This window comes from Acinetobacter sp. ABJ_C4_1 (assembly GCF_044538495.1).
GTDB lineage: Bacteria > Pseudomonadota > Gammaproteobacteria > Pseudomonadales > Moraxellaceae > Acinetobacter > Acinetobacter nosocomialis_A.
On record NZ_JBIUCQ010000003.1, the window covers coordinates 288,775 to 310,593 of the forward strand.

At 38.4% G+C, this 21,819-nt stretch carries 21 protein-coding genes; 8 read left to right on the forward strand and 13 right to left on the reverse strand.

From position 1 onward, the window contains the following. Positions 1-8: 8 nt before the first annotated feature. From ACIF8R_RS06640 to ACIF8R_RS06655, 4 genes are all read right to left on the reverse strand, one after another. Positions 9-2,141 carry a hypothetical protein gene (locus ACIF8R_RS06640; protein WP_396479827.1) on the reverse strand — a complete coding sequence of 711 codons (2,133 nt, stop codon included), beginning with the start codon at positions 2,139-2,141 and terminating at the stop codon, positions 9-11. Between the two features lie 227 nt (positions 2,142-2,368). After that, entirely contained in the window at positions 2,369-3,667 is a 1,299-nt protein-coding gene (locus ACIF8R_RS06645) for a hypothetical protein (RefSeq protein WP_396479829.1), read from the reverse strand. 309 nt (positions 3,668-3,976) lie between these two features. Continuing rightward, complete coding sequence (gene dcd / locus ACIF8R_RS06650; protein ID WP_002120290.1) at positions 3,977-4,546, reverse strand: dCTP deaminase; 570 nt, start codon at positions 4,544-4,546, stop codon at positions 3,977-3,979. A 115-nt stretch (positions 4,547-4,661) separates the two neighbouring features. Beyond that, positions 4,662-5,255, reverse strand: a complete 594-nt coding sequence (locus tag ACIF8R_RS06655; protein ID WP_396479831.1) for a LysE family translocator — start codon at positions 5,253-5,255, stop codon at positions 4,662-4,664. A gap of 355 nt (positions 5,256-5,610) precedes the next feature. On the opposite strand from ACIF8R_RS06655, the gene ACIF8R_RS06660 reads away from it, so the two are divergent. Next, on the forward strand, positions 5,611-6,177 hold the full coding sequence (locus ACIF8R_RS06660) for a DUF2062 domain-containing protein (protein WP_396479833.1): 567 nt from the start codon (positions 5,611-5,613) through the stop codon (positions 6,175-6,177). A 30-nt stretch (positions 6,178-6,207) separates the two neighbouring features. On the opposite strand, the gene ACIF8R_RS06665 is transcribed toward ACIF8R_RS06660, so the two are convergent. The 3 genes from ACIF8R_RS06665 to ACIF8R_RS06675 all read right to left on the reverse strand — a co-directional run bounded on the left by ACIF8R_RS06665 (position 6,208) and on the right by ACIF8R_RS06675 (position 9,099). Further along, positions 6,208-7,080 (reverse strand): 5'-methylthioadenosine/S-adenosylhomocysteine nucleosidase, encoded by an 873-nt coding sequence (locus ACIF8R_RS06665; protein WP_396479835.1) that lies wholly within the window; start codon positions 7,078-7,080, stop codon positions 6,208-6,210. 142 nt (positions 7,081-7,222) lie between these two features. Beyond that, entirely contained in the window at positions 7,223-8,452 is a 1,230-nt protein-coding gene (gene apbC / locus ACIF8R_RS06670; protein ID WP_263613032.1) for an iron-sulfur cluster carrier protein ApbC, read from the reverse strand. Positions 8,453-8,598: 146 nt separating this feature from the next. Further along, positions 8,599-9,099, reverse strand: a complete 501-nt coding sequence (locus ACIF8R_RS06675; protein WP_263613031.1) for a hypothetical protein — start codon at positions 9,097-9,099, stop codon at positions 8,599-8,601. Between the two features lie 285 nt (positions 9,100-9,384). Here ACIF8R_RS06675 and metG point away from each other — a divergent pair, with 285 nt between their 5' ends. Beyond that, positions 9,385-11,451, forward strand: coding sequence for a methionine--tRNA ligase (metG, locus tag ACIF8R_RS06680; protein WP_396479837.1), 2,067 nt, complete (start codon positions 9,385-9,387; stop codon positions 11,449-11,451). A gap of 84 nt (positions 11,452-11,535) precedes the next feature. Here metG and ACIF8R_RS06685 read toward each other — a convergent pair whose 3' ends face one another. The 3 genes from ACIF8R_RS06685 to ACIF8R_RS06695 all read right to left on the reverse strand — a co-directional run bounded on the left by ACIF8R_RS06685 (position 11,536) and on the right by ACIF8R_RS06695 (position 12,826). After that, the gene (locus ACIF8R_RS06685; protein ID WP_396479839.1) at positions 11,536-11,871 is read right to left on the reverse strand and encodes a calcium-binding protein; all 336 of its coding nucleotides are present in this window, start codon (positions 11,869-11,871) and stop codon (positions 11,536-11,538) included. Further along, a complete protein-coding gene (locus ACIF8R_RS06690) occupies positions 11,852-12,040 on the reverse strand; it encodes an NF038215 family lipoprotein (protein ID WP_396479841.1) in 189 nt (62 codons plus the stop codon). The genes ACIF8R_RS06685 and ACIF8R_RS06690 overlap by 20 nt, the downstream gene beginning before the upstream one ends. Positions 12,041-12,202: 162 nt before the next feature. After that, positions 12,203-12,826: a LysE family translocator gene (locus ACIF8R_RS06695; protein ID WP_068936154.1), complete on the reverse strand. Its 624-nt coding sequence runs from the start codon at positions 12,824-12,826 to the stop codon at positions 12,203-12,205. A gap of 180 nt (positions 12,827-13,006) precedes the next feature. Here ACIF8R_RS06695 and ACIF8R_RS06700 point away from each other — a divergent pair, with 180 nt between their 5' ends. From ACIF8R_RS06700 to ACIF8R_RS06720, 5 genes are all read left to right on the forward strand, one after another. Beyond that, positions 13,007-13,576 (forward strand): TetR/AcrR family transcriptional regulator, encoded by a 570-nt coding sequence (locus tag ACIF8R_RS06700; protein WP_068936156.1) that lies wholly within the window; start codon positions 13,007-13,009, stop codon positions 13,574-13,576. Then, complete coding sequence (locus ACIF8R_RS06705) at positions 13,573-15,216, forward strand: MFS transporter (RefSeq protein ID WP_396479843.1); 1,644 nt, start codon at positions 13,573-13,575, stop codon at positions 15,214-15,216. The genes ACIF8R_RS06700 and ACIF8R_RS06705 overlap by 4 nt, the downstream gene beginning before the upstream one ends. 40 nt (positions 15,217-15,256) lie before the next feature. Beyond that, positions 15,257-16,390, forward strand: coding sequence for an HlyD family secretion protein (locus ACIF8R_RS06710; protein WP_396479845.1), 1,134 nt, complete (start codon positions 15,257-15,259; stop codon positions 16,388-16,390). 65 nt (positions 16,391-16,455) lie between these two features. Beyond that, a complete protein-coding gene (locus tag ACIF8R_RS06715; RefSeq protein WP_396479847.1) occupies positions 16,456-17,337 on the forward strand; it encodes a 1-aminocyclopropane-1-carboxylate deaminase/D-cysteine desulfhydrase in 882 nt (293 codons plus the stop codon). 116 nt (positions 17,338-17,453) lie between these two features. Next, a complete protein-coding gene (locus ACIF8R_RS06720) occupies positions 17,454-18,653 on the forward strand; it encodes an NAD(P)/FAD-dependent oxidoreductase (protein ID WP_396479849.1) in 1,200 nt (399 codons plus the stop codon). 12 nt (positions 18,654-18,665) lie between these two features. Here the strand turns inward: ACIF8R_RS06720 and ACIF8R_RS06725 are convergent, their stop codons facing one another. The 3 genes from ACIF8R_RS06725 to ACIF8R_RS06735 form a co-directional block, all read right to left on the reverse strand. Next, a complete protein-coding gene (locus tag ACIF8R_RS06725; RefSeq protein ID WP_396479851.1) occupies positions 18,666-18,836 on the reverse strand; it encodes a hypothetical protein in 171 nt (56 codons plus the stop codon). 128 nt (positions 18,837-18,964) lie between these two features. Further along, entirely contained in the window at positions 18,965-20,632 is a 1,668-nt protein-coding gene (locus tag ACIF8R_RS06730; protein WP_396479853.1) for a mechanosensitive ion channel, read from the reverse strand. Positions 20,633-20,860: 228 nt separating this feature from the next. Further along, a complete protein-coding gene (locus ACIF8R_RS06735) occupies positions 20,861-21,088 on the reverse strand; it encodes a hypothetical protein (protein ID WP_263613023.1) in 228 nt (75 codons plus the stop codon). Between the two features lie 292 nt (positions 21,089-21,380). Here ACIF8R_RS06735 and ACIF8R_RS06740 point away from each other — a divergent pair, with 292 nt between their 5' ends. After that, positions 21,381-21,800, forward strand: a complete 420-nt coding sequence (locus ACIF8R_RS06740; protein WP_170318166.1) for a hypothetical protein — start codon at positions 21,381-21,383, stop codon at positions 21,798-21,800. The last annotated feature ends 19 nt before the right edge of the window (positions 21,801-21,819 follow it).

The window sequence follows — 21,819 nt, forward strand, 5'->3', positions numbered from 1 at the left end:
TCCTCCTCTTATAGACCTTTTGTGGTGAGTTTTAAATGTTGGATGAGCAAACCATCCACCACAGCAGAACCTAAATTGTTTAGAGGACTAATATTCGTTAATGCTGGTGCCTGATTAGCAGTTGGAATCACATAGCCTGTGGTACCGTTACTACTACCAATTAAATCGTTGACCACAGCATTTCTTGATGTGAGCCATGGAATAGCAGAATTACTCCAGTCACGGTTTGAAACCGTTCCATACATTGGGGTTGAACCTGATGTACTCGTACATCCTAATGCGCCAGAACACTTCGCTGCATCAGCAGGTTTTGCTGTTGGGTTTGTAATCACCCAAGTACCTGTACCTTGGTTATATTCCCACTGATATAAATATCCTAATGTTTTATAACCACAGTTGGAATTAAACAAACCACAACTATATTCTTGGTTCCATATTTGAGTATTTTGTTGTCTTTGTTTAAAACGGACTTCTGTCATAGATGCCGAGGTCGTTCCAGATACAGAGTTGGTCAGTGAAACTAGACTACCAGCGGAAGTTCCAGAAACTTGTGTTCCTGTTGAAATTAAACGACCAAAGGAAACCCCAATTGCGCCTTCACTTGTATTTGCTAACAAAGTTTTTCCATTATCAGGGCTGTAAACTGTCCCAATTGCGATACTGCTGTGTGTTGGATTAGCACATGAATAAACGTTACAGGTAGATCCTTTGTAAGTCGTGTCGGCACCAGTGTAGTCCGTATAAATCTGCTTATATATTTCTGGCTTATTGGCAATTCGCGCAATTTCTATACTAAAGTTTTTACCATCAGAACCCAAAATAAGTGGTTGATATAAATTACCTAACACTAAGTTAATATTTGGATTGTATAAATATAAACCTTCAGTATCTGCGAACTTCGGTGCTATAGCACCAGTAGCATCTAATGCGGGCGTATATAAATTGTTTGACGCATTAGGTGAGTCAGAGGTTTCACGAGTACTCAATCGTAAAACTTTACTTGTATCGTTAAAGGCGCTTCGAGTCTTACTTGATGTCTTTGTATCTGTTCTAGTACGATTTTCTACATAATAGCGACAGCCACGTGATGTACTGAAACTTCCTGTACTGCTATTACCACAGTCGCCACTACTGCTTGTACTTAATGTTGAATTTGCACCCGCATGTACTGTTTGCCAACCATTATTGGTGCTCGACGCATAGGTTTGGGTTTGGCTCGTAACATTCTCAGTCACAATACCTGTATCTTTACTATCACCAGTATTTAAACGTACTAAACCTGACATCCCCAAAGTATTGTTATAAAAAGGACTCATTCCACCAGCAGAGGTTGCCCCACCTAGTGTTTGAAACATACTAATCTGGCTACCATTCAGACTAAAGCCATTTAGAATACCTTGTAATCGCAAACGGTTAGCACGACTTGTATCAATACTGGTACCAATTAATCCATTACTATCGCCATATTGGAATTGTGCTAAAGAGCCATTTGTCGTTGCTACAATATTAGGATTCCGTACAAATGCATCCGCCCATAAACCTAATTTTAAATTATATGCATCTGCACCCTCTGCACCATCAATAGTAGGTTGATATAAAGGAGCCTCTAAAGATAAATACGTAACAGGATAACCACCGCTATCTGTAGTACTAAAGTTAGGAACATTGTTCGCAGTTTTTACTTTGAATACCCATGGGTTCGCACCTGTTCCCCAGCTTGAAATCGCTGCTGCTGTTGCAGTATTAGTAATACGTGAGTTTGCATCACCATCCGATTTGGAAAGTGCTAAACCATAAAGAAAGATATCAGCTTTACCTACTGCTTTATCTTCTGGCCCAACAGTACCATTACCACTAGTATCAGCAGCTGCAACACTTAAGGGGCCTACAGGTACATAGTTAATGTAACCTGTATCTTTACTACGGTCAGTAATAATTTGATTTACAGATTCATTGGGACCAGCACCACGGAATACCATAAATGCGTTTTGGGGTAATATTGCAATACCTTCGCCTGTAGTTTCACTTAAACCAGCATCAGAAAGCTCTTCAAGAGCAAAGCTCGATTGACTTAAACAGAGGCCAATTAAACTTGCTAAAACGGTTTTTCGAAAACCGACCGTATAATTAAGTGTAGTCATCGTGACCTTCCTGTTTTATACGATGCCGCGCACCATATTTATTTTTCTTTAACAGTCCTTGATGTGAGATAAAATAATTTCCTTTTTCATCTCACGAAGGCAAACTTTTAAAAAATTGCCAACCTTTCCACATTTCCATTATGCTGAATATTTACTCAAATGCAAAATTAAATCAGCAAAAATACATTTTTCCGATGAATGAAAAATGATTCAAATAATGATCTTAATCAGCAGAATTTTAGAGAACCATAACAGTTAGCTGAGAAATTTTGTTTTTGTAAAACCACATTAGTTAAGCTCATAGAAGCTGGTGTTTTACCTGCTAAATCAACATTTCCAATAGGAAGATTACCAGCTAAGCAACTTAATGCCAGTGGCCCACATGGAACCGGATTACTGTTTAAATAAGAGCTGACCTGCCCTAAAGCATCATTAATAGTAGCTAAAGCAATATCGACGCTCCCTGTAGGAGTAATTTGACCAATATCAATCGGGTTTGTAAGCTCTAACCACCATCCTGTTTGGGCAGTTGATGCAGCCTCAGGCCACAGAATATTCACCCCCTGCACAGACAAATAACCAGCAGATCCATTTAATTGGGCAGCATGGAAATAACCCAAGCTTTGTTTGATTGCTACATTTACATCTAAATTATTTACTGTTCCAGTTACATTACCCGAAATGGGAACAGGAATACCGAGTAATGAAGCAGTTGCATCTAAAGTTCCAGTAACAGCAAGTCCTCCGACTCTTGCAGTCGCATTTAAATTGGCTGTATTTATACGTTTACCCGTAATAATTTGCTGTCCCATAGATAGAGTTCCACTGCCTGCCCCCAGGTTTAGATTATAATCAGTAGATGTAAATGGAAGAGTTGCTACATTACCTATAAATTGTGCTCGTCCCGTAATTGCTGTTCCTGTCTCATCTTGGGTAATACCATAGTAAGGATTGGTAGTTACCGTACCTCCTGTTGGTTTAGTTACCATGTATCCACTCAAAGAGTTAATACCACTTACAGCATCGCCATTTTGTAAACCAAAAGTGAGTAGGCCAGAAAGAGATTTAGCACTTAATCGGAAACCTTGTATTTCACGTGTAGATGCAGAATTCGGGTTTTTAACGGCAAACTCTAAAAATGGGTTTGTAATAACGGCGGAGGACGCAGCTCGTTCCGCACTAGTACTATCGACAGTGCCCCCACTTAGGCTCAAATAATCGATATCAATATCACAAGCCCCTGCTCCATTAACACCACCACAACCTAATTGTAATTTTTTAATGTTGGCATTCAGTTCTAACTGGGCATCTAGGGCAAGTCGATAAAAGCCCATGTTTCCGTTAGTACTTGAGTTACTTGCAGCATCGGTAGGTGCGATATAAGACATACTCATCAAGGCTTGGCCACGAGTAGCTGACAACTCAGCATCTGACATTGGAACTAAGGTAGAACCAGCATAAGCTGAAGAAAGGCATAAACTTCCAAGTGCTAGAATAGCTACATGAAGAGACGTAAACTGTCGCATGACCGACCTCCGTATCCTTGGGGGCATAATCTAATTTAATTTCTTTTTATTTGGCTTCCCTTTCTTTAATCTAATCTTAAATTGAATAAACAAAGAAATGCCGATATCTGATTTTTATGATTTAAGTCCTTTTAAATTGTGTGATACAACTCAAAGAAACAAATCAATTATTGATCATTTTATATCATTTTTTACAAAAGAAAACGTTCATTTATAAATATTCCGATGAATGCCACTTTCTTTATTTTTCAACAAAAATGGGCCACTTCAAGTGACCCATTTTTAGAATTTAATCTAATTTAAAACAACTTAGGTTTTAGGAAGTGTAACGCCAGTTTGTCCCTGGTATTTACCACCACGGTCTTTATAAGACGTTTCACAAACTTCATCGCTTTCAAAGAAAAGCATTTGTGCTACACCTTCACCTGCATAAATACGTGCAGGTAAGTTCGTAGTATTTGAAAACTCTAAAGTAACGTGACCTTCCCATTCTGGTTCTAAAGGAGTCACATTTACAATAATACCGCAGCGCGCATAAGTTGATTTACCCAAACATACAGTTAAAACATTACGCGGAATACGGAAATATTCAATGGTACGCGCTAGAGCAAATGAGTTTGGCGGAATAATACAAACGTCAGACTCAATGTCGATAAAACTTTTATCATCAAAATTTTTCGGATCAACAATTGCAGAATGTACGTTAGTGAAAACTTTAAATTCGCGGGCACAGCGTACGTCATAACCATAGCTAGAGACCCCGTAGGAAATCAATTTTTCACCATTCTTATCAAAACGGACTTGATTCTCTGCATAAGGTTCAATCATGCCGTGTTTTTCGCTCATTTCGCGAATCCAACGATCAGACTTAATAGCCATGTATTTTCTATCCAAAAGTTAATTTCATTGATTGCGACGTACTTTAACGTAAAAAAGCAATTATGAAAACAACGCTTGAGCTACTCTTCTCGATAAGAATAGCTCAGCAAGAGTTTTAAAGGTTTAATAACGCAGAATAGCTAATCGGAATTGAGAAACTAACTAAAACTAGTGAGGCTGTTTTTTGTAAATTCGATTGATTTAACCAACGTACTTTATTGCCTGCCAAAATCGAGCCCAAGAAAATCCAGAATAAAGCAATCGGTGTAATTAACGCTAAATAAGCCAGCATATGAATGAGATAAATATGAAAATCAGTCCATGCTGCAACAGGGAAAATCGCTGAAGCAAAAAGTAATGCTTTAGGGTTCAGTAAAGTTGCACAGAACAATTCACGCGGACAAATCGTTGGCTGATCTAACTCAAGTTGCTGATTGGCTGTGTGCCATAACTTAATTGCTAAAAAAATAATGTAACAAGCGCTTAGCAATTTAAGCATAGGAGGCAAGAAAGGAAGCGTTGCAGAAACTTTCCCAATTAACATGCCCCAAGCTGAAATGGAAATTACATATCCAATAACTTCTGCCGGAATTAATTTCGCAGACTTCTTAAGACCTACTTGTACTCCTGAAGATGCGAGTAAAGTATTGGTTGGGCCTGGGGTAAGTAAAATTGTGGCAACTAAGCCAATAAATAGCCATGAAATCATTGAATGACCTCACAATGTAGTCATCTCAGATTAATAGATATCTTTTGGGATGGCAAAATCTAATTGTAAGACAATTTTTTAAAATATTAATCAATAAAATTGAAAAATAAATAATAAACAAATAGATACGTGATTTTTAAAAAATTTAAGCTAAAAAACTTTAGAGTCAGTTGTCGCGCTTTGCGTGCCAAATTGTATTAAGTAATATAAGTATTTTTATTTTAAATCTATTTTTAGGTCGAAAAGATCTATAATGAATTATTACAGCAGTAAGTTTAATTTTTAAGCTTTTAATAAGTTTCAATTAATATATTGTTTTTTTGTGTTTATATGAGTCACCAGACTCTACTATCCTATGATTATGGCAAAGCAATTTTTTCAGTCTTGGCTTCCTTCTCCAGAGAAAGTTTCAAATATGAAATTTTTAAGGATTTTTGGGAAAAAAACCCTTAATCCAGTGCTTTGGTATGTCAACCGTAAATCGATTACAAGAGCAGTTTTTGTAGGAACTTTTTTTGGTTTACTGCCTATTCCATTTCATAGTGTTTTTATTGTGATGGCGGTATTGCTGTTTGAAGTGAATTTGCCTATTAGCCTAATGCTCGCTTGGCTCAGCAACCCACTCACATTAGTTCCCATTTTATATACTGGTTTCTGGTTTGGTTCGCATATTTATCATGTACATATGATCAATAAAAAGATGCTCTTAGGTGTACTTCATCAGATTTCTAGGTGGATTACCCATTTTGGTCATGGGCATATAGATTTTAGTCTCGCTAAAATTTTAATGTCTGGGCTTATAGTTGAAGCATTTGTATTTGCAATCATACTGTATGTAGTGACCGAAGTTTTCTGGCGTTGGATGGTCATTCGAAATTGGAAAAGTAGAGCTGGTTATAAAAAACAAGAAGATGTCCTATAAGAACCCATCTTCTTGCCTATAGTTAAACTATTATTTTGCTAGTTTAGATTTCATATATTCTTCAGCGACATTAAGCACATAATCTTGGCAAGCCTCTCCAGTACCTGGGTCATACGCTCCATTATTGGTAATATTATTAGATAAAATTCGAATTCCTAAGAAAGGAACATTAAACTGACTTGCGATTTGTGCAACCGATGCTGCTTCCATTTCCTCAACAGAGGTATCGTAACGTTGATGGAAAAATTGAATACGATCAAGCTCATTATTCCAAACATCTGCCGATCCAATCGTTCCCTCGACTACTTCACCTTTGTCATAACGAACTTTATGTGCCGCCATTAATAATTCTTTATCGCCTTCAAATTTGCGAATTGCAATAGGTTCTGGGTCTGACTCATCTGTTGGCAACACGTCAAATGCTTCAACCCAAGTGAGTGAATTTGATCCAGCTCCTAATGGTTGTTTAGGCGTTCTAAACGCACCAATATTGGTCGCATATTTTCCTAAAACAATATCGTAAACGTGTAGATCTGGGTCATGACCGCCTGCTGTTCCCTGATTAATAATCGCAATCGGTTTATAACGTTCAATGGCTAGAGCTGTTGCAGCAGCAGAGTTACTCATACCCATCCGTGTTTTAGAAATAATCATTGGATAGCCATTGTGAGTTCCTTTCCAGAAAGTCCACCCACCTACTGTTTCAACAGTCACATTCTGTAATTTAGAAGCCATCTGTTTTGACTCTACAGGTAAGGCACCTTGAATAATAATCGGCTGTAATTTCTGTTTTTGCTCTTCAACTGTCGTTGTTTGGGACACTGTTGAATGGTCGTCGTTACATCCAACCAAAAATAAAGCGCTACATAAACTGATAACGCCAAAAGTATATTTAAATTGCATTTCTCACCTATTTCTTTTTAAAAGCGTAAATTAGCAATCTACATGCCAATTTCAAGTTTAGCTTTGTTATTTAGATTCAGTGATTTAAATTTTTCTTTTAACCAAACAATAAAAAACCCGGCTTAAAGCCGGGTCGGATGAATCAAAAGATTCGTTTATCATCACGCGTGCGTTGAGGGATTTTTTCAATCTGTTGCCATACTGCTTTAGCAATATCGATGTAGCTATCCGCTGCGTCATCCATTGCTACAACACTCGGTTTACCCTGATCTGCATGTTCACGGATTTGAGCATTTAAAGGCAAACGTCCTAACAATGGAATATGGTATTGCTCGGAAAGCTTATCACCGCCACCAATACCAAAAATTTGTTCTTCGTGCCCACAGTTAGAGCAAATATGAGTCGACATGTTTTCAACAACACCCAATACTGGTATGCCAACTTTATTAAACAACTCAATTCCTTTGGTGGCATCTAACAAAGCAACATTTTGCGGAGTCGTCACAATGATTGAGCCAGTTACTGGAATACGCTGTGCAAGCGTAAGTTGAATATCGCCTGTACCCGGCGGCATATCAATCATCAATACATCTAAATCTGGCCAAAGTGTTTGGTTAAACAATTGCATTAAAGCACCAGTTGCTTTTGGTCCACGCCATGCGACAGGAGTATTGTTATCCCCTGTTAAATGTCCAATAGAAAGCACAGCCATACCGTATGCCTCTAAAGGTACAAAATTTTCACTTTCAATAAGAGGCGTTTTGCCAGCATTGCCTAGCATGGTTGGAATACTTGGGCCATAGATATCAGCGTCCAACACCCCCACCTTAAGTCCCATTTTTTGTAAGGCAAGTGCTAAATTGACAGTCGTTGTCGATTTACCAACTCCACCTTTACCAGATGAAACTAAAATAACATTCTTAATTCGAGGATGAAGCGGCACATCTCTTTGTTGCGGAGCGGCTTTCTGAATCGGTGGATTGTTTGGATCTGGCTCAGATTTAGGTGAGGCATCAAGCACAGGAGGTAAATTTGAATTTTCTTTCGGTGCTTTAGATGAACAAGCATGACCTGAACTTTCTGGTGCAGGACGCTTTTGTTGAACTACATGTAAGTTCAGTTCTTCAATACCACACTTTTCTAATGCACTAGCCAAATCATCATGAATTTGCTGCAAATGCTCTTTTTCATCCGGGAACGTGTTAATGGTGAGTTGTAAAACTCGACCTTGTACCTGAAGCTGGCTAATGCGCTCTTTTAAGGCATCTTTTGAATGCGGTAGTAAATAATTTTGGAGTACAGTTTGGATTTCATCTTCTTTCACTTCTTGTGCAGGTGAAAAAACGGACTTTAATGAAGAAAGCCAAGACATATTGTTTACTCCAAAAACAGATCATTACAGCTTGTTGGAGCTAGTGTAACAGTATTGATCCGCACTCGCTCAACTCGAAATGAATAATTGCTAATTTTAAAGCCTCATCATTTGAGTGAGGAGTACAGATTTTGGTTTAAATCAGCTTATTCAGCAGAGTCGTGATTTTTTAATTTATTGAGTTTATCGGTTGCTGTCTTCTTCAATTCATCAAACTTTGCAGTTGCCTGAGTTTTTAACTCATCAAGTTTTGAGGCGGCCTCTTCCTTTAATTCTGCTGCTTTGGCTTTAGCATCATCCAGTTTATGGGCGGCTTCGGTACGCAAGTGATCAAATTTATCTTGCAGACTATGCTGAGCGTCGTCAAGTTTACCTTTCAAATCACTGGCTTTATCTTCAACTGCTTCTTTTGCAGCAGCTTGTTTCTCTTTTACATTGTCCTTCAAATCATCCAAGGCTTTTTCGCCCTGTGCTTTTGCGTCTGCTGCTTTTGCCTTTAACTCATCTACTGTATTTTCAACTGCTTCTTTACCAGCAGCCTGTTTCTCTTTTACATTTTCTTTTAAATCGTCCAAAGCTTTTTCGCCTTGTACTTTTACATCTGCCGCTTTTGCCTTTAATTCGTCTAATTTATTTTCAGTAGTCATCGTTGTTATCCTCATCGTTAATTAAAAAATTACCTGAATAAGTTATTAGTTATACATCGTTATGGTTTATTTTCTGACCGTAACTGCAATTTGAAACAAAGACAATACAGGAAGATTCAAATATTTTTTGATTTGTTTATCTGTTCTAAAGAGAAACAGCTTTTAACTTCACATCCATTTTTATAGATGCCTCTTATGTTTAGCTAAAGATTATTAATCTTTGCTTATCTCCCTGCATCAGTTAAAATCTTCCACCTTATAAATACGAATGAGAGAATGAGATCCGTGCGTAAAATTTTAGTCACCAATGCCCTCCCTTATGCGAATGGTCCAATTCATATGGGTCATTTACTCGGTTACATCCAGGCAGATATCTGGGTTCGTGCCATGCGAGCAATGGGTCATGATGTGACTTATGTATGTGCGGATGATGCTCACGGTACAGCGATTATGCTACGTGCCGAAGCGAATGGTATTAGCCCAGAAGAACAAATTGCGAATGTTCAAAAAGAGCACATTCGTGATTTTGACGGTTTTGGCGTACATTTCGATCATTACGATTCAACACATAGCGATGCAAACAAAGCACGCTCAACAGATATCTACATTAAAAACCGTGAAGCTGGAAATATTGCAGTTCGCCCTGTAACTCAATTATTTGACCCAGAAAAAGGTATGTTCTTGTCTGACCGTTTCATTAAGGGTACATGCCCGAAATGTAAATCAGAAGATCAATACGGCGACTCATGTGAAGTGTGTGGTACAACTTATAATGCGACTGAGTTACTTAACCCACGTTCAACTTTAAGTGGTGCAACACCAGTTGAAAAATCATCAGATCACTATTTCTTCAAGCTTCCAAACTTCTCTGAATATTTACAAAAATGGACGCGTGATGAAGGTCGTTTACCTCTTTCAATTGCGAACAAGTTAGATGAATGGTTTGAAGCTGGTTTAGCAGACTGGGACATTTCTCGTGATGCTCCTTATTTTGGTTTTGAAATTCCAGACGCACCAAATAAATATTTCTACGTATGGGTAGATGCCCCAATTGGTTATATGTCTAGTTTTGAAAACTACATCAAAATTAAACGCCCAGATTTAAACTTTGATGATTTCTGGAAAAAAGACAGCCAAAACGATGTTTATCATTTTATTGGTAAAGACATTGTTTATTTCCATGCTTTATTCTGGCCTGCAATGCTTGAAGGTGCGAACTATCGCACTCCAACAGGCTTGTTTGTAAATGGTTTCTTGACTGTAAATGGACAAAAAATGTCTAAGTCACGTGGTACTTTCATTAAGGCCGAGACGTATTTACAGCATTTAAACCCAGAGTATTTACGTTACTACTTTGCTTCTAAGCTTTCAGATAAAGTTGAAGACTCTGACTTAAACCTTGATGACTTTGTTCAAAAAGTAAATTCAGACTTAGTCGGTAAAGTCGTTAATATTGCTAGCCGCTGTGCAAAATTCGTCAATAGTAGCTTCAACAATACTTTATCTGCTGAATGTGCAGAACCTGAGTTAGTACAAAGCTTTATTGATGCAGGCGATTCAATTGCTAAAGCATATGAAGCACGTGAATTTTCTACTGCTATTCGTGAAATCATGGCGCTAGCTGACCGTGCAAACCAATATATTGATGAGAAAAAACCTTGGGCTCTTGCTAAACAAGAAGGTCAAGAGCAACAGGTTCTTGATGTATGTTCTGTGGGTATCAACTTATTCCGTCAATTAGCGGTGTACTTGGCTCCAGTTCTGCCAACTTTAGCTCAACAAGTTCAAGATTTCTTAAAACTTGAAAGCTTCGATTTCGAGTCACGCAAACAAATTCTTGTAAGCCATGAGATTGCGCAGTTCCAGCCACTTATGCAACGTGTTGATCCAAAAGCTGTTGCAGCTATGGTTGATGCTTCTAAAGAGTCTTTAGGTGCTCCTGCTCCAGAAGCAACAAAAGCGGCAGCGAAAAAAGAGAAATCTGCCGAGAAAAAAGCAGTGCCTACTCCGGCAGTTGGTGAAGCTGAAATTATCGGTATTGAAGATTTCTTAAAAGTTGACTTACGTGTTGCTCAAGTACTTGAAGCAGGTACAGTTGAAGGTTCAGATAAATTACTTCAATTGACGTTAGACGTGGGTGAAGCTGAACCACGTAACGTATTTAGTGGTATTCGTAGTCAATATGCACCAGAAGACCTAAAAGGTAAATTGGTTGTTATGGTGGCTAACCTTGCACCACGTAAAATGCGTTTTGGTATTTCAAATGGTATGGTACTTGCTGCCGGAAATGGTGAAGGTATTTTCATTATTTCACCAGATAGCGGTGCGAAACCTGGCGATAAAGTGTCTTAATCCGCCTGCATATAAAAAAGCTCCCTAAATTGGGAGCTTTTTTTAACTATAAATTTTCAAGAAATATCTATAAGAAGATTTAATTTATGTCCATGACCGCCCTTCACAAGGGTTACAAAGTAAAACGTGTATATTCCCCAACTCCTCATTGGTTAAATAGCCATTCTTATTTTTATCTAAATAATGAAATAGCTCTATTTGCTTATTCTCTCCCTGAAAACGCTTATTCGTAGGCCAACGATAAGGATAGAAATCTTGTACCTGTTGAAACTCTTTTAAGCTGTACAAGCCATCATGATTTACATCATATTTTTCCTGAAAAAGCTTCCAATCCAAAGATGCAGGCTCACATGCACTTACTACATTTAAAATGCAGTAAGTGATGCAAGCTGTGAGTAACTTAATAGTTGGATTGCTCATGATTATTGGCTTGTAAATCAGAAATTTTGTAATCTTTTTCATGAACAGGTGTACCAACAATGCTCATAGTTCGCTCATTTGCTGACTGTTGCTTGCTCATGGTTCTCATCTCACATCCTGTAGTTAAGATGAGAAAAACTACAGAAATGCTCACCATTAGTTTTTTCATAACGTGACCCTCATTTCTTTTTGTTTTATTTATTAAGTTACCACTTTTTAAATGTTTAAGTACTAAAAAAGATATTTCAATTTGTATATATTTTACTCAAAAATAAAGCCAGACTATAAATAGCTGGCTTTGGATTTTTTAGATATTTTAATTAAAGACTTATCATTTGAAGAAAATTAACTTTAAGCCTAAGACACTCACAATACTTCCAGCTACTCGATCAACGCCAGTTTTTGCTTTTAAGTACATTGTTCTAGGCTTCTCTGAAGAGAGCAGCATTGCAACACATGAATACCACCCTGCATCGATCATAAAACAAATCACTGGTAATGCGACATAGTAGTAACTTGGGATTTCTTTTGGCAATAAAGCAGTAAATACACTCGCTAGAACAACTGCAATTTTCGGGTTGCTTAACTGGGTAATAAGGCCATAACGATATGCCTGTTTATAGGTCATTTTTGATTTGCCATCATTTTCCATAGCAATTGGTTCTTTGGCATGTTTAATAATTTTAAAAGCCAGCCAAAGCAAATACAGCCCACCACCAATTTTTAAGATTAAATATGCTGAAGGTACTGCTAGTAAAACTGCCTGCAACCCCATAACAGCTAGAAAACCAAAAAGAGCTGCACCTGTACCTGTGCCTAAAGCTGTAAACAAACCATGTTTACGTGATTTAGAAATTGAATTTTGTGCTACATAAATAAAGCTCGGCCCAGGGCTTATTGCTCCAAGCATCAATGCCATCGCAATTGAAAAAAGAGGAATAAGGGACTCAAACATTGTATTGACCTAGCATCATGCAATTGCGCGATATTCTAACAGCTTTTTATGACACATATAAAAACGGAAAACATATAAATGATGAAAATTGAATTTTCATGTTTTTTACAATTTATATCTTCACAACGGACAAAAATGTCCGTTAAATATATCGGTCTTTAGAACTCCCAAACCAATGACATGAGTAAACGTCAAAAAATTGCTGCCCATAATCGGGATGAATTACTCAATGCAGCCGAAGAATGTTTTCGTATTCATGGCATTAATGTCCCCTTACAAGTTGTGATTGACCATGCAGGTGTAGGCAGAGCAACTTTTTACCGTAACTTTTGTGACCGCAAGGCTTTAATTAGCGCGCTTTTAGAACGCGCGATTACACAGCTAGAGCAAAAAGCTGCTCATTTTCAACAATTCGAGGATGGTTTATTTCGTTTAATTGAAGGACATATTGCACAACTTCCTAAACTTGCAATTTTGCAAGATTTTTGGAGAGTGATTGATCGACAAGATCCAATTATGTTAAAAATTTATGAACGGCGAAATAATGCACTTAACCCACTGATTGAGAATGCGATAGAACAAAAACTGTGCCGAGCTGATCTCACTGCCAATGACTATGCAATGATCACTGCAATGTTGGGTTCTTCATTTCAAGGACATGAGCCAGAAGAACAAACTCGCTTAGCAAAACGAGCAATTGAATTACTAATTCATGGTATTCAAGTACAAAAAATTCGAGGGATAGAATGAGTAAAACGCCTCGTTATTTAGAAACACCACCCGACTGGACACCAGAAGAGCAACCGACTCTACCTGGTTCACCGGCAGCTATTGCTCACTCTGTACCTAAGCGATTTATTTACTTTTTTATTGGTTTATTTATCGCCCTTTCGGCAAGCTTAAGTAATGGTTTTATTACGGCAAATTTACCTTTAATTCAAGGTGAATATGGACTGACGCCTTCCGAAGCTGCTTGGCTCCCTGCGGCTTATGTCATGGCAAATGTCAGCTCAAACCTGATTTTGTTTAAAGCCCGACAACAGTATGGCTTAAGAGTATTTTCGGAAATAGGGCTAGTTATTTTTATTGCCGTGCTGGTTTTACATATTTTTGTGCATACCTATGAAATGGCCTTATTTGCACGGGTTGTGGCAGGTTTAGCGGGAGCACCTCTCAGCTCTTTAGGTATGTATTACACCATGCAGGCTTTTAAAAAAGCAGATATGGCAAAAGGTATATATATTGCCTTCGGTTTTCAGCAGTTAGGGGTTCCCCTCGCTTGGATTATTTCTCCATTTCTTGTCAGTACAGACAGTTGGTCTGTTCTATATACCTTTGAGCTAGGTTTAGCACTTTGTTGTTTAGCGATGGTTGTTTCATTGAAATTACCGCGTAGCTTACGAATCTATGTTTTTGAGAAGCAGGATTTCTTTACCTTTGCTTTACTGGCACCTGGTTTTGCATGCTTATGTATTGTGCTCACGCAAGGCCCAATTCTCTGGTGGTTCAACAGTGAATGGCTTGCTTACGTTTTAATTGCTGGCTTTAGCTTAGTTGTTCTTGGTTTGCTCTATGAACACTATCGTGCCAATCCATTAATTATGACACGCTGGTTAGGCGCTTCTTCAACCTTACGTTTCATTTTTGGTGCTTTTGCTATTCGACTTCTAATGTCAGAGCAAAGCTATGCTGCTGTTAATTTCTTAAAAGCCATGGGAATGGGGCCTGATCAGTTTGTACCACTTTATGTTGTGATATTCATCGGGATTTTAGGTGGAACCTTATTTAGTGCACTGACTTTTTCACGTGAACGAATTATCTTTCACTTACTTTTTGCAGAGTTCCTCATTCTGGTTGCTTGTGGACTAGATTATCACCTAACCAGTGATGTCCGACCTGTGAATTTCTTTGCAAGTCAGTTTTTAGTCGGTTTTGCTGGTGGTTTATTTATTGGACCTTTACTGCTTATTGGCTTTGCCCAAACTTTGGCTAAAGGTCCTTCGTATGTAGTGACTTTTATTGTGCTGTTCTCTGCAACTCAAACCTTTGGTGGCTTGGTCGGGTCTTCTTTCTTCTCGACCTATCAACAACACCGCACGCAAAACTATCAAGTCGAGATTATTAAAGATTTAGAACAATCCGACCCGTTAGTTTCTCAGAGACTCTCTACCTATCAACGTAGTGCAGCCATCACAACAAATGACCCAGCATTACAAACGACTCAGGCTATGCGCACACTCAATCAAGTGGTCACCCGTGAAGCACAAGTGCGTGCCTACAATGATGTTATTGCGTTAAACGGTATTTTTGCTATCGCACTGCTCTTATGGGGTGGATTTAATATTGCGCGTAGTAAATATCTACAACGTAGAGGAATTAACCGTCCTTAAAGACTTTTGTTATTGATGAAATAGAAATTGAGATTGATATATGTCAGATGATCAAAACAAACCGGAACAAACACCTGCTCAGGCACCTGCCAACGAGCCAACACCTGCACCTGCACCTGCACCTGCACCTGCAAGTAAACTGATTCCGACCAAACGTTCAACCCTATTATGGATGTTGGGTGTGCTTATTATCGGTATTTTAGTGATTTTATGGGCATGGAGAATCGGGCCTTTTGCCACGAGTGTCCAGCAAACTGACAATAGTTATGTCAAAGGTAAAACCACTGTTTTATCATCACAAATTAATGGCTATGTAAAAGATGTATTGGTAAAAGACTTTGACCACGTTAAAAAGGGTCAAGTGCTCATGCATATTGATGCGACTACTTATGACCAAAAAGTAACTCAAGCGGCTTCTGGAGTTGAACAAGCTAAAAATACTTTAGCCAACCAAACCCAATCCATCGCTCAAAAACAGGCTGATATTGTTGCAGCGCAAGCCAAAGTAGATCAAGTGAAAGCTCAATACGAACTCTCTTTGGCACAGCTTAGACGTTATCAACAGTTAGGAAATAGTGGAGCCGCTTCCAAATCTGAGCAAGATAAGGCCGCGGCAGATGCTGAAAATAACCTTGCAGCACTTAAGCAAGCAGAAGCAAATGTCTTAGTTGCAAAAGAGGCTTTAAAAACCGCACAGGTCGCAGAAGCTGGCTTAGAAGCACAAGTTTCAAGTGCTAAAGCACAGTTAGACCAAGCGCAAACCACCAAAGACTATAGCGTTATTGTGGCTCCAATGGATGGTCAACTTGGTGAAGTAAACCCTCGCGTTGGGCAATATGTAGCAGCAGGCTCACAATTACTCTACTTAATTCCACAGCAAACTTGGGTGATTGCTAACTTTAAAGAAACCCAAATTGCCAATATGCGAATTGGGCAAAAAGCATGGTTTACAGTCGATGCAATGAATCATAAAAAATTTACAGGACATGTTGAACAAATCTCGCCTGCTGCGGGTTCCGAGTTCAGTGTGTTAAAGCCAGACAATGCGACAGGTAACTTTACCAAAGTTGTGCAACGTATTGCCGTACGTATCACCATAGACCCAAATCAGAAAGGAATGGAACACTTACGCCCTGGCATGTCAGTGATTACTTCTGTCGATACAAGCTCTTAATCAGCTTTTTAAAATTCTCTTTAAAAAGTTACAATGTGATCATTCATTATTTTTCTCAATTTCTAATGTTTGATCACATTGCCAAGCCTATTTCCTATCAGCACATTGAACTCCCCTCATCTATTCATCTCGACATTAAACGGATAGATCTAATTCATCCTCAAATTTCGGGCAATAAATTTTTCAAACTAAAATACAATCTGCTTGCCGCAAAACAACAAGGCTTATCAACTATTTTGACTTTTGGTGGGGCTTATTCAAACCATATTGCTGCAACTGCTTATGCAGCTCATCTTTTTGGTTTACATAGTATTGGAATTATTCGCGGTGAAGAGTTAGCGAGTAAGCCTCTTAACCCCACCTTGGCAAAAGCTCAAAGTTTGGGAATGGAGCTATATTTTGTCTCGCGCACTGAATATCGCTTGAGGGATGATGCAAATTACCTTAAACAATTACAGCAACAATTTCCGCAGACCTATATCATTCCCGAAGGTGGAACCAATGAACTGGCAGTTCAAGGTTGTCAGGAAATCCTGAGCCAATATGACTTAGAGCAATACGATGTAATTTGCAGTGCGGTTGGAACTGGCGGAACGATTTCGGGTCTTATTGAAAAAAGTTCAGCACATCAAAAAGTTTTAGGGTTTTCGGCGTTAAAAGGTGACTTCTTACAACAAGAGATTCAGCAGTGGACTAAAAAACAGAATTGGTCGCTGACAGATGCTTATTGCTGTGGCGGTTATGTCAAAACGTCACCTGAACTATTTGCATTTATTGAGAGTTTTGAAGAGCAATATGCCGTGCCTCTTGAACCGATCTATACGGGAAAAATGATGTTCGGTCTGTTTGACCTTATAAAGAATAATTACTTTTCTGAAGGAACTCGTATTTTGGCTATTCATTCTGGTGGTTTACAGGCAGATATAAGAAATAAATCACACCAATAATTCACTCACTTTTAGTTAACGTTTTCTCTACCGCAATAAATGTCTTTAGCACGAGTAAGTGCTGACATGATAGTATATGCCCCTTTTTAATTTTCACGATTAATCGAGAATCTCTTATGTCTAACAGTCATGTCGATGTCATTGTCTTAGGTGCAGGCGCTTCTGGACTCATGTTGGCTGCACATGCTGCTAAACGAGGGCGCTCGGTTTTAATTTTAGAAAAAGCCAACAAAATTGGTAAAAAGATTTTAATGTCGGGCGGAGGTAAATGTAACTTTACCAACCTCTATGTAGAGCCTGACAACTATATTTCTCATAATCCACACTTTGTCATTTCTGCCCTGTCACGCTATAGCAACTGGGACTTTATTGGTTTGGTATGTGACTACAAAATTGCCTATGAAGAACGAAAACACGGACAATTATTTACGCTAAACGGCGCTAAAGAAATTTTAGAGATGCTAGTGAGTGAATGTGATAAAACCAATAACGTTGATATCCAAACTCAATGTGAAGCTGTACAGATTGATCCATTAGAAAAAGGTGGTTTTACTGTACACACCAACCAAGGCCGATTTAGCTGTGAGTCATTAGTGGTTGCTACAGGTGGTTTATCCATTCCAACTTTGGGCGGTTCTGGGTTTGGCTATGAGCTGGCACAAAAATTTGGACATACAGTTTTCCCAACCCGTGCTGGTTTAGTTCCATTTACTTTTTCAGATCATATTAAAGAAGTCACCACACGCTTAAGTGGTAATGCTTTAGATGTTACGTTAAGCAACTCAAAAAATAGCTTTACTGAAGCGTTATTATTTACTCATCGTGGATTAAGTGGGCCAAGTTCTTTACAGCTTTCTAACTATTGGAATACTGGGGAAAGTTTTAAAATTGACTTTTTCCCAAGCCAAGATTTGGCAGCTTATTTAAAAGATAAAAAGAAAGCACAGCCTAAAGTTTTATTGCGCACCCTTCTGAATGAGTTTACAGCGAAAAGTATTGTACAAGAGCTACAACAACTCATATGGCCAGAGCATAGCGAAACGGCAATTGGTAATATCAGTGATGCACAGCTAGAGCATATTGCCGAGCAATTACATGGTTTTTCGGTTAAACCATCAGGCACTGAAGGATATCGTACTGCCGAAGTGACCTTAGGTGGAATTGATACAACTGAAGTTTCATCTAAAACACTCGAAAGCAAAAAACAGAAAGGACTATTCTTTATTGGAGAAGTACTGGATGTGACCGGCCATTTAGGCGGTTATAACTTTCAATGGGCTTGGTCTTCTGCTTATGCAGCAGCGCAATATGTTTAAATGCTGAATAAGCTAATTTGCTGCTTTCGCTTCACTTGATGATTTTTCAGCGTCACGTGTATGCGTTGTTGCCTGTTTTGATGAATCAGATTTGTTAAACACAAATTTATAAGCACTTGCTAAAAAACCAACGGTAATCCCAGCAATTACAACAGGTGCTAAAAAACGACCAGGCTTTTTCATGGTATTTTCCTCACTTATTTGTTTTTATAGCTGTCAAAGACAGAACGACCACTCAATATAGAGTGGTCGAACTTATCACAAAAATCAAAGATTTTTTGTACTGTTTATCTGAAATTTAGTTACACCTACTAAATTTCATCATTTTCGCCAGTAGAACCAAACGGTTTATTTACTGGTGGTTGTGATGGATTTACTTGGGCAGAATCTGCTGGTTTTGCATCAGATGAAACAGTTGATGATGAAGTTGTAGCCGTTGGCGAAGTTGAAGCCGAAGACGTACTTGCTGTTGTAGTAGAAGGTGGTTGATATAAAGGATTTGGTTGATTTGCTTCTTTTTTCGCTTTATCGAGCAAGTCAGACAACAGTCTTTCCGCTGGTTGACGACCGCCTAAGCCAAATGCAAGCGCAAAAGCCACTGCAACTGCACCTAGAGTTAAACCAAATGCTAGGTTCACAATCGAATCAGCAATACCCATCGCTTTTAAACCAAGCGCAAGGACTAAGCCAATAATTAAGACACGAACCAAACTACCTAACCAACGCGAACTGTTATATTCACCGCGTTGCACCACATTTGCCACAACATTGGCAAGCCAGAAACCAATAACCAAAATCACAGCGCCCAATAGAATGTTTGCACCGAAGTGGATAAACATTGCGATTAGACCACTAATCTGTTCAAAGCCAAGACGGTCAGCAGCTTCTGAAACTGCAAACAACATGGTAAAGAACACGATTAACCAGCCAACAGCACCAGAAACTTTAGTTTGACCGAAAAAGCGTTGTACATCTAATTTTGCTGGGATTTCATCAACACCTGTTCCTGCAATGAGTTCGGCAACTAGGCGTCCAACAAAACGAGAAACAATATAAGCAACCAGTAAAATTAAACCAGCAGCAATAATGTTTGGAATCGCTTGCAAGATTTCATTGAGCATTGCTGTCGCTGGCTGAGAAATTGTCTCAATACCTAAAGCTTCAAATGCCACAATCAATGTGGTAATGATGATAATGGCAAAAACAAAAGAACCTAAAAATTTGCCTACGTTAGAGCTTTTGAAAAGACCAATTTTTTCAGCTTGAGTCTGAACACCTAAGCTATTGATTAAGCCTTCAACAATACCGCGTACAATTTTTGCCAAGATATATCCAACAAAAACGATAACGCCAGCAATAAAGATATTTGGTAAGAAGGCTATTGCCTCATTTACCATATTTTGAACAGGAATAAGTAAACCTGTTAACCCTAAGATTGAGAGTACAATAGGAAGGAAAAGTAATAATACAAGCCAGTAAAGAATTTCACCAATATTCTGACTAATTCCCCCTACCCCTACTTCACTACTTAATTTGTCATCAAGTTGCGTTCTGGATAGCACATTGGTAATTCCCGCCCGCACCAGTCGAGCAACGATCCAACCAATGAAACCCACCACCACGGCAGCAATAATATTTGGAATATAGACGAGTACCTGATTCACCATATTGCTAAATGGTCCACTCACTCCACTAATGTTGAGCACATTTAAAGCGGCAACCACAGCAAGAATCAGAATAAACCAGAATATGACTTTGGAGACGAGGCCTTCTATATTAGGAGTACGTCCTGTAGCTGAAGATAATTTGGCATTTGTATTTAACTTTTGCAGAAGTTTTTTTACTCCTGCTGCAACTAATAAAGCGATTATCCAGCCAACCAGTAAGATGACAATTGCAGCTAAAATAGGATGAAACTGATCCCAGTAATACATCGCATCAAACTGAGCGCCGCGAGGCCCATTAAAAAATTCATTCATATTGTTATGTCCTCAATTGTTATGTTCTTTTCAGTGTTATCAGTAAATGAAAAACACCAGTTCGTTGTAAAAAAATGACGATAAATGCGGTCTATGTCACCTTATGTTTTGAATATTTTTCAATCAACATCCTTCTGCATAAATACAACAAATTGATGCAAAAGATTGCAAAAAAAGCCTTCAGGACACATCCTAAAGGCTTTCTATCGAGATATACTGTTGGGCTTACTATCCTTTGTAAGTTTTCAGATCAGAAGTACCCATCATCACATGTGGTGTAGTCTCATGTTGAAAAGCCCCTTCTTGTTTTGGCGATTGGTTATGTTCAGAAACCATATAAACAATAAGCGCAAGAAGAAAAAGCCCTACAATAATTAAAATATAAACTGGCAATCTTCTTTTTTTTGCAGTCTCTTCAGGACTCGTCACATGAGGTGGTTTTGAAAAATCATGCATCTTCTTTCCCCTCTTCTATTATCATTAACTATATATTCATCATAACAATTTGATTTGTTGCATTGTGTGAAAAAGCATTATGCGAAGGTGACTATGGTTGCAAAACTCTACTTTTAAAATAATAAATTTAGTATAAAATTTAGCCACATTAATTTTGACTATTAAAAATATAATCTCACTTTATTCATAAACTTCTTCGAAGTTCGATTTGTAATACAATATGTTTTAGCGCTTACTTTTTATAAAATAGGCTATAATAAGCCCCCTTGTTTTAAAGCTACTCAATTTTATGATGTATCGTCAGCAAAGCGTAACTCTTGATCTCGACACTGACGTCACACATCAATGTTATTTGCATCAGACAAGAGATGACCATCTCATTGGTATTATTGAATTTAATAAGCCAAGCTATGAGCTCAAATGGGGTGATCTTGAGTATTTCCGTCGCCGTACCGAAGAGTTCTCGGTTATGCCATTCCCTGAATGTGTTAATGCGATGATTGTTGATATTCGTAATATCAATGTATTTCTGGACAATGAAGTCCCTATTTTACCTTGGCGTTTACTTGAAGAAGACTGCCCTGTCCGCTTGGTTGTTCCTCAAGATCGTCTTGAATATTATGCAGGTCTGTTTGAACCAACTTGGCTTTCAACAGATGTCGACAGTGCGATTTCAGAAATTCGTGAATTTATGGATATGTTTGTCCATTAATAAACATATCCATAAAAAA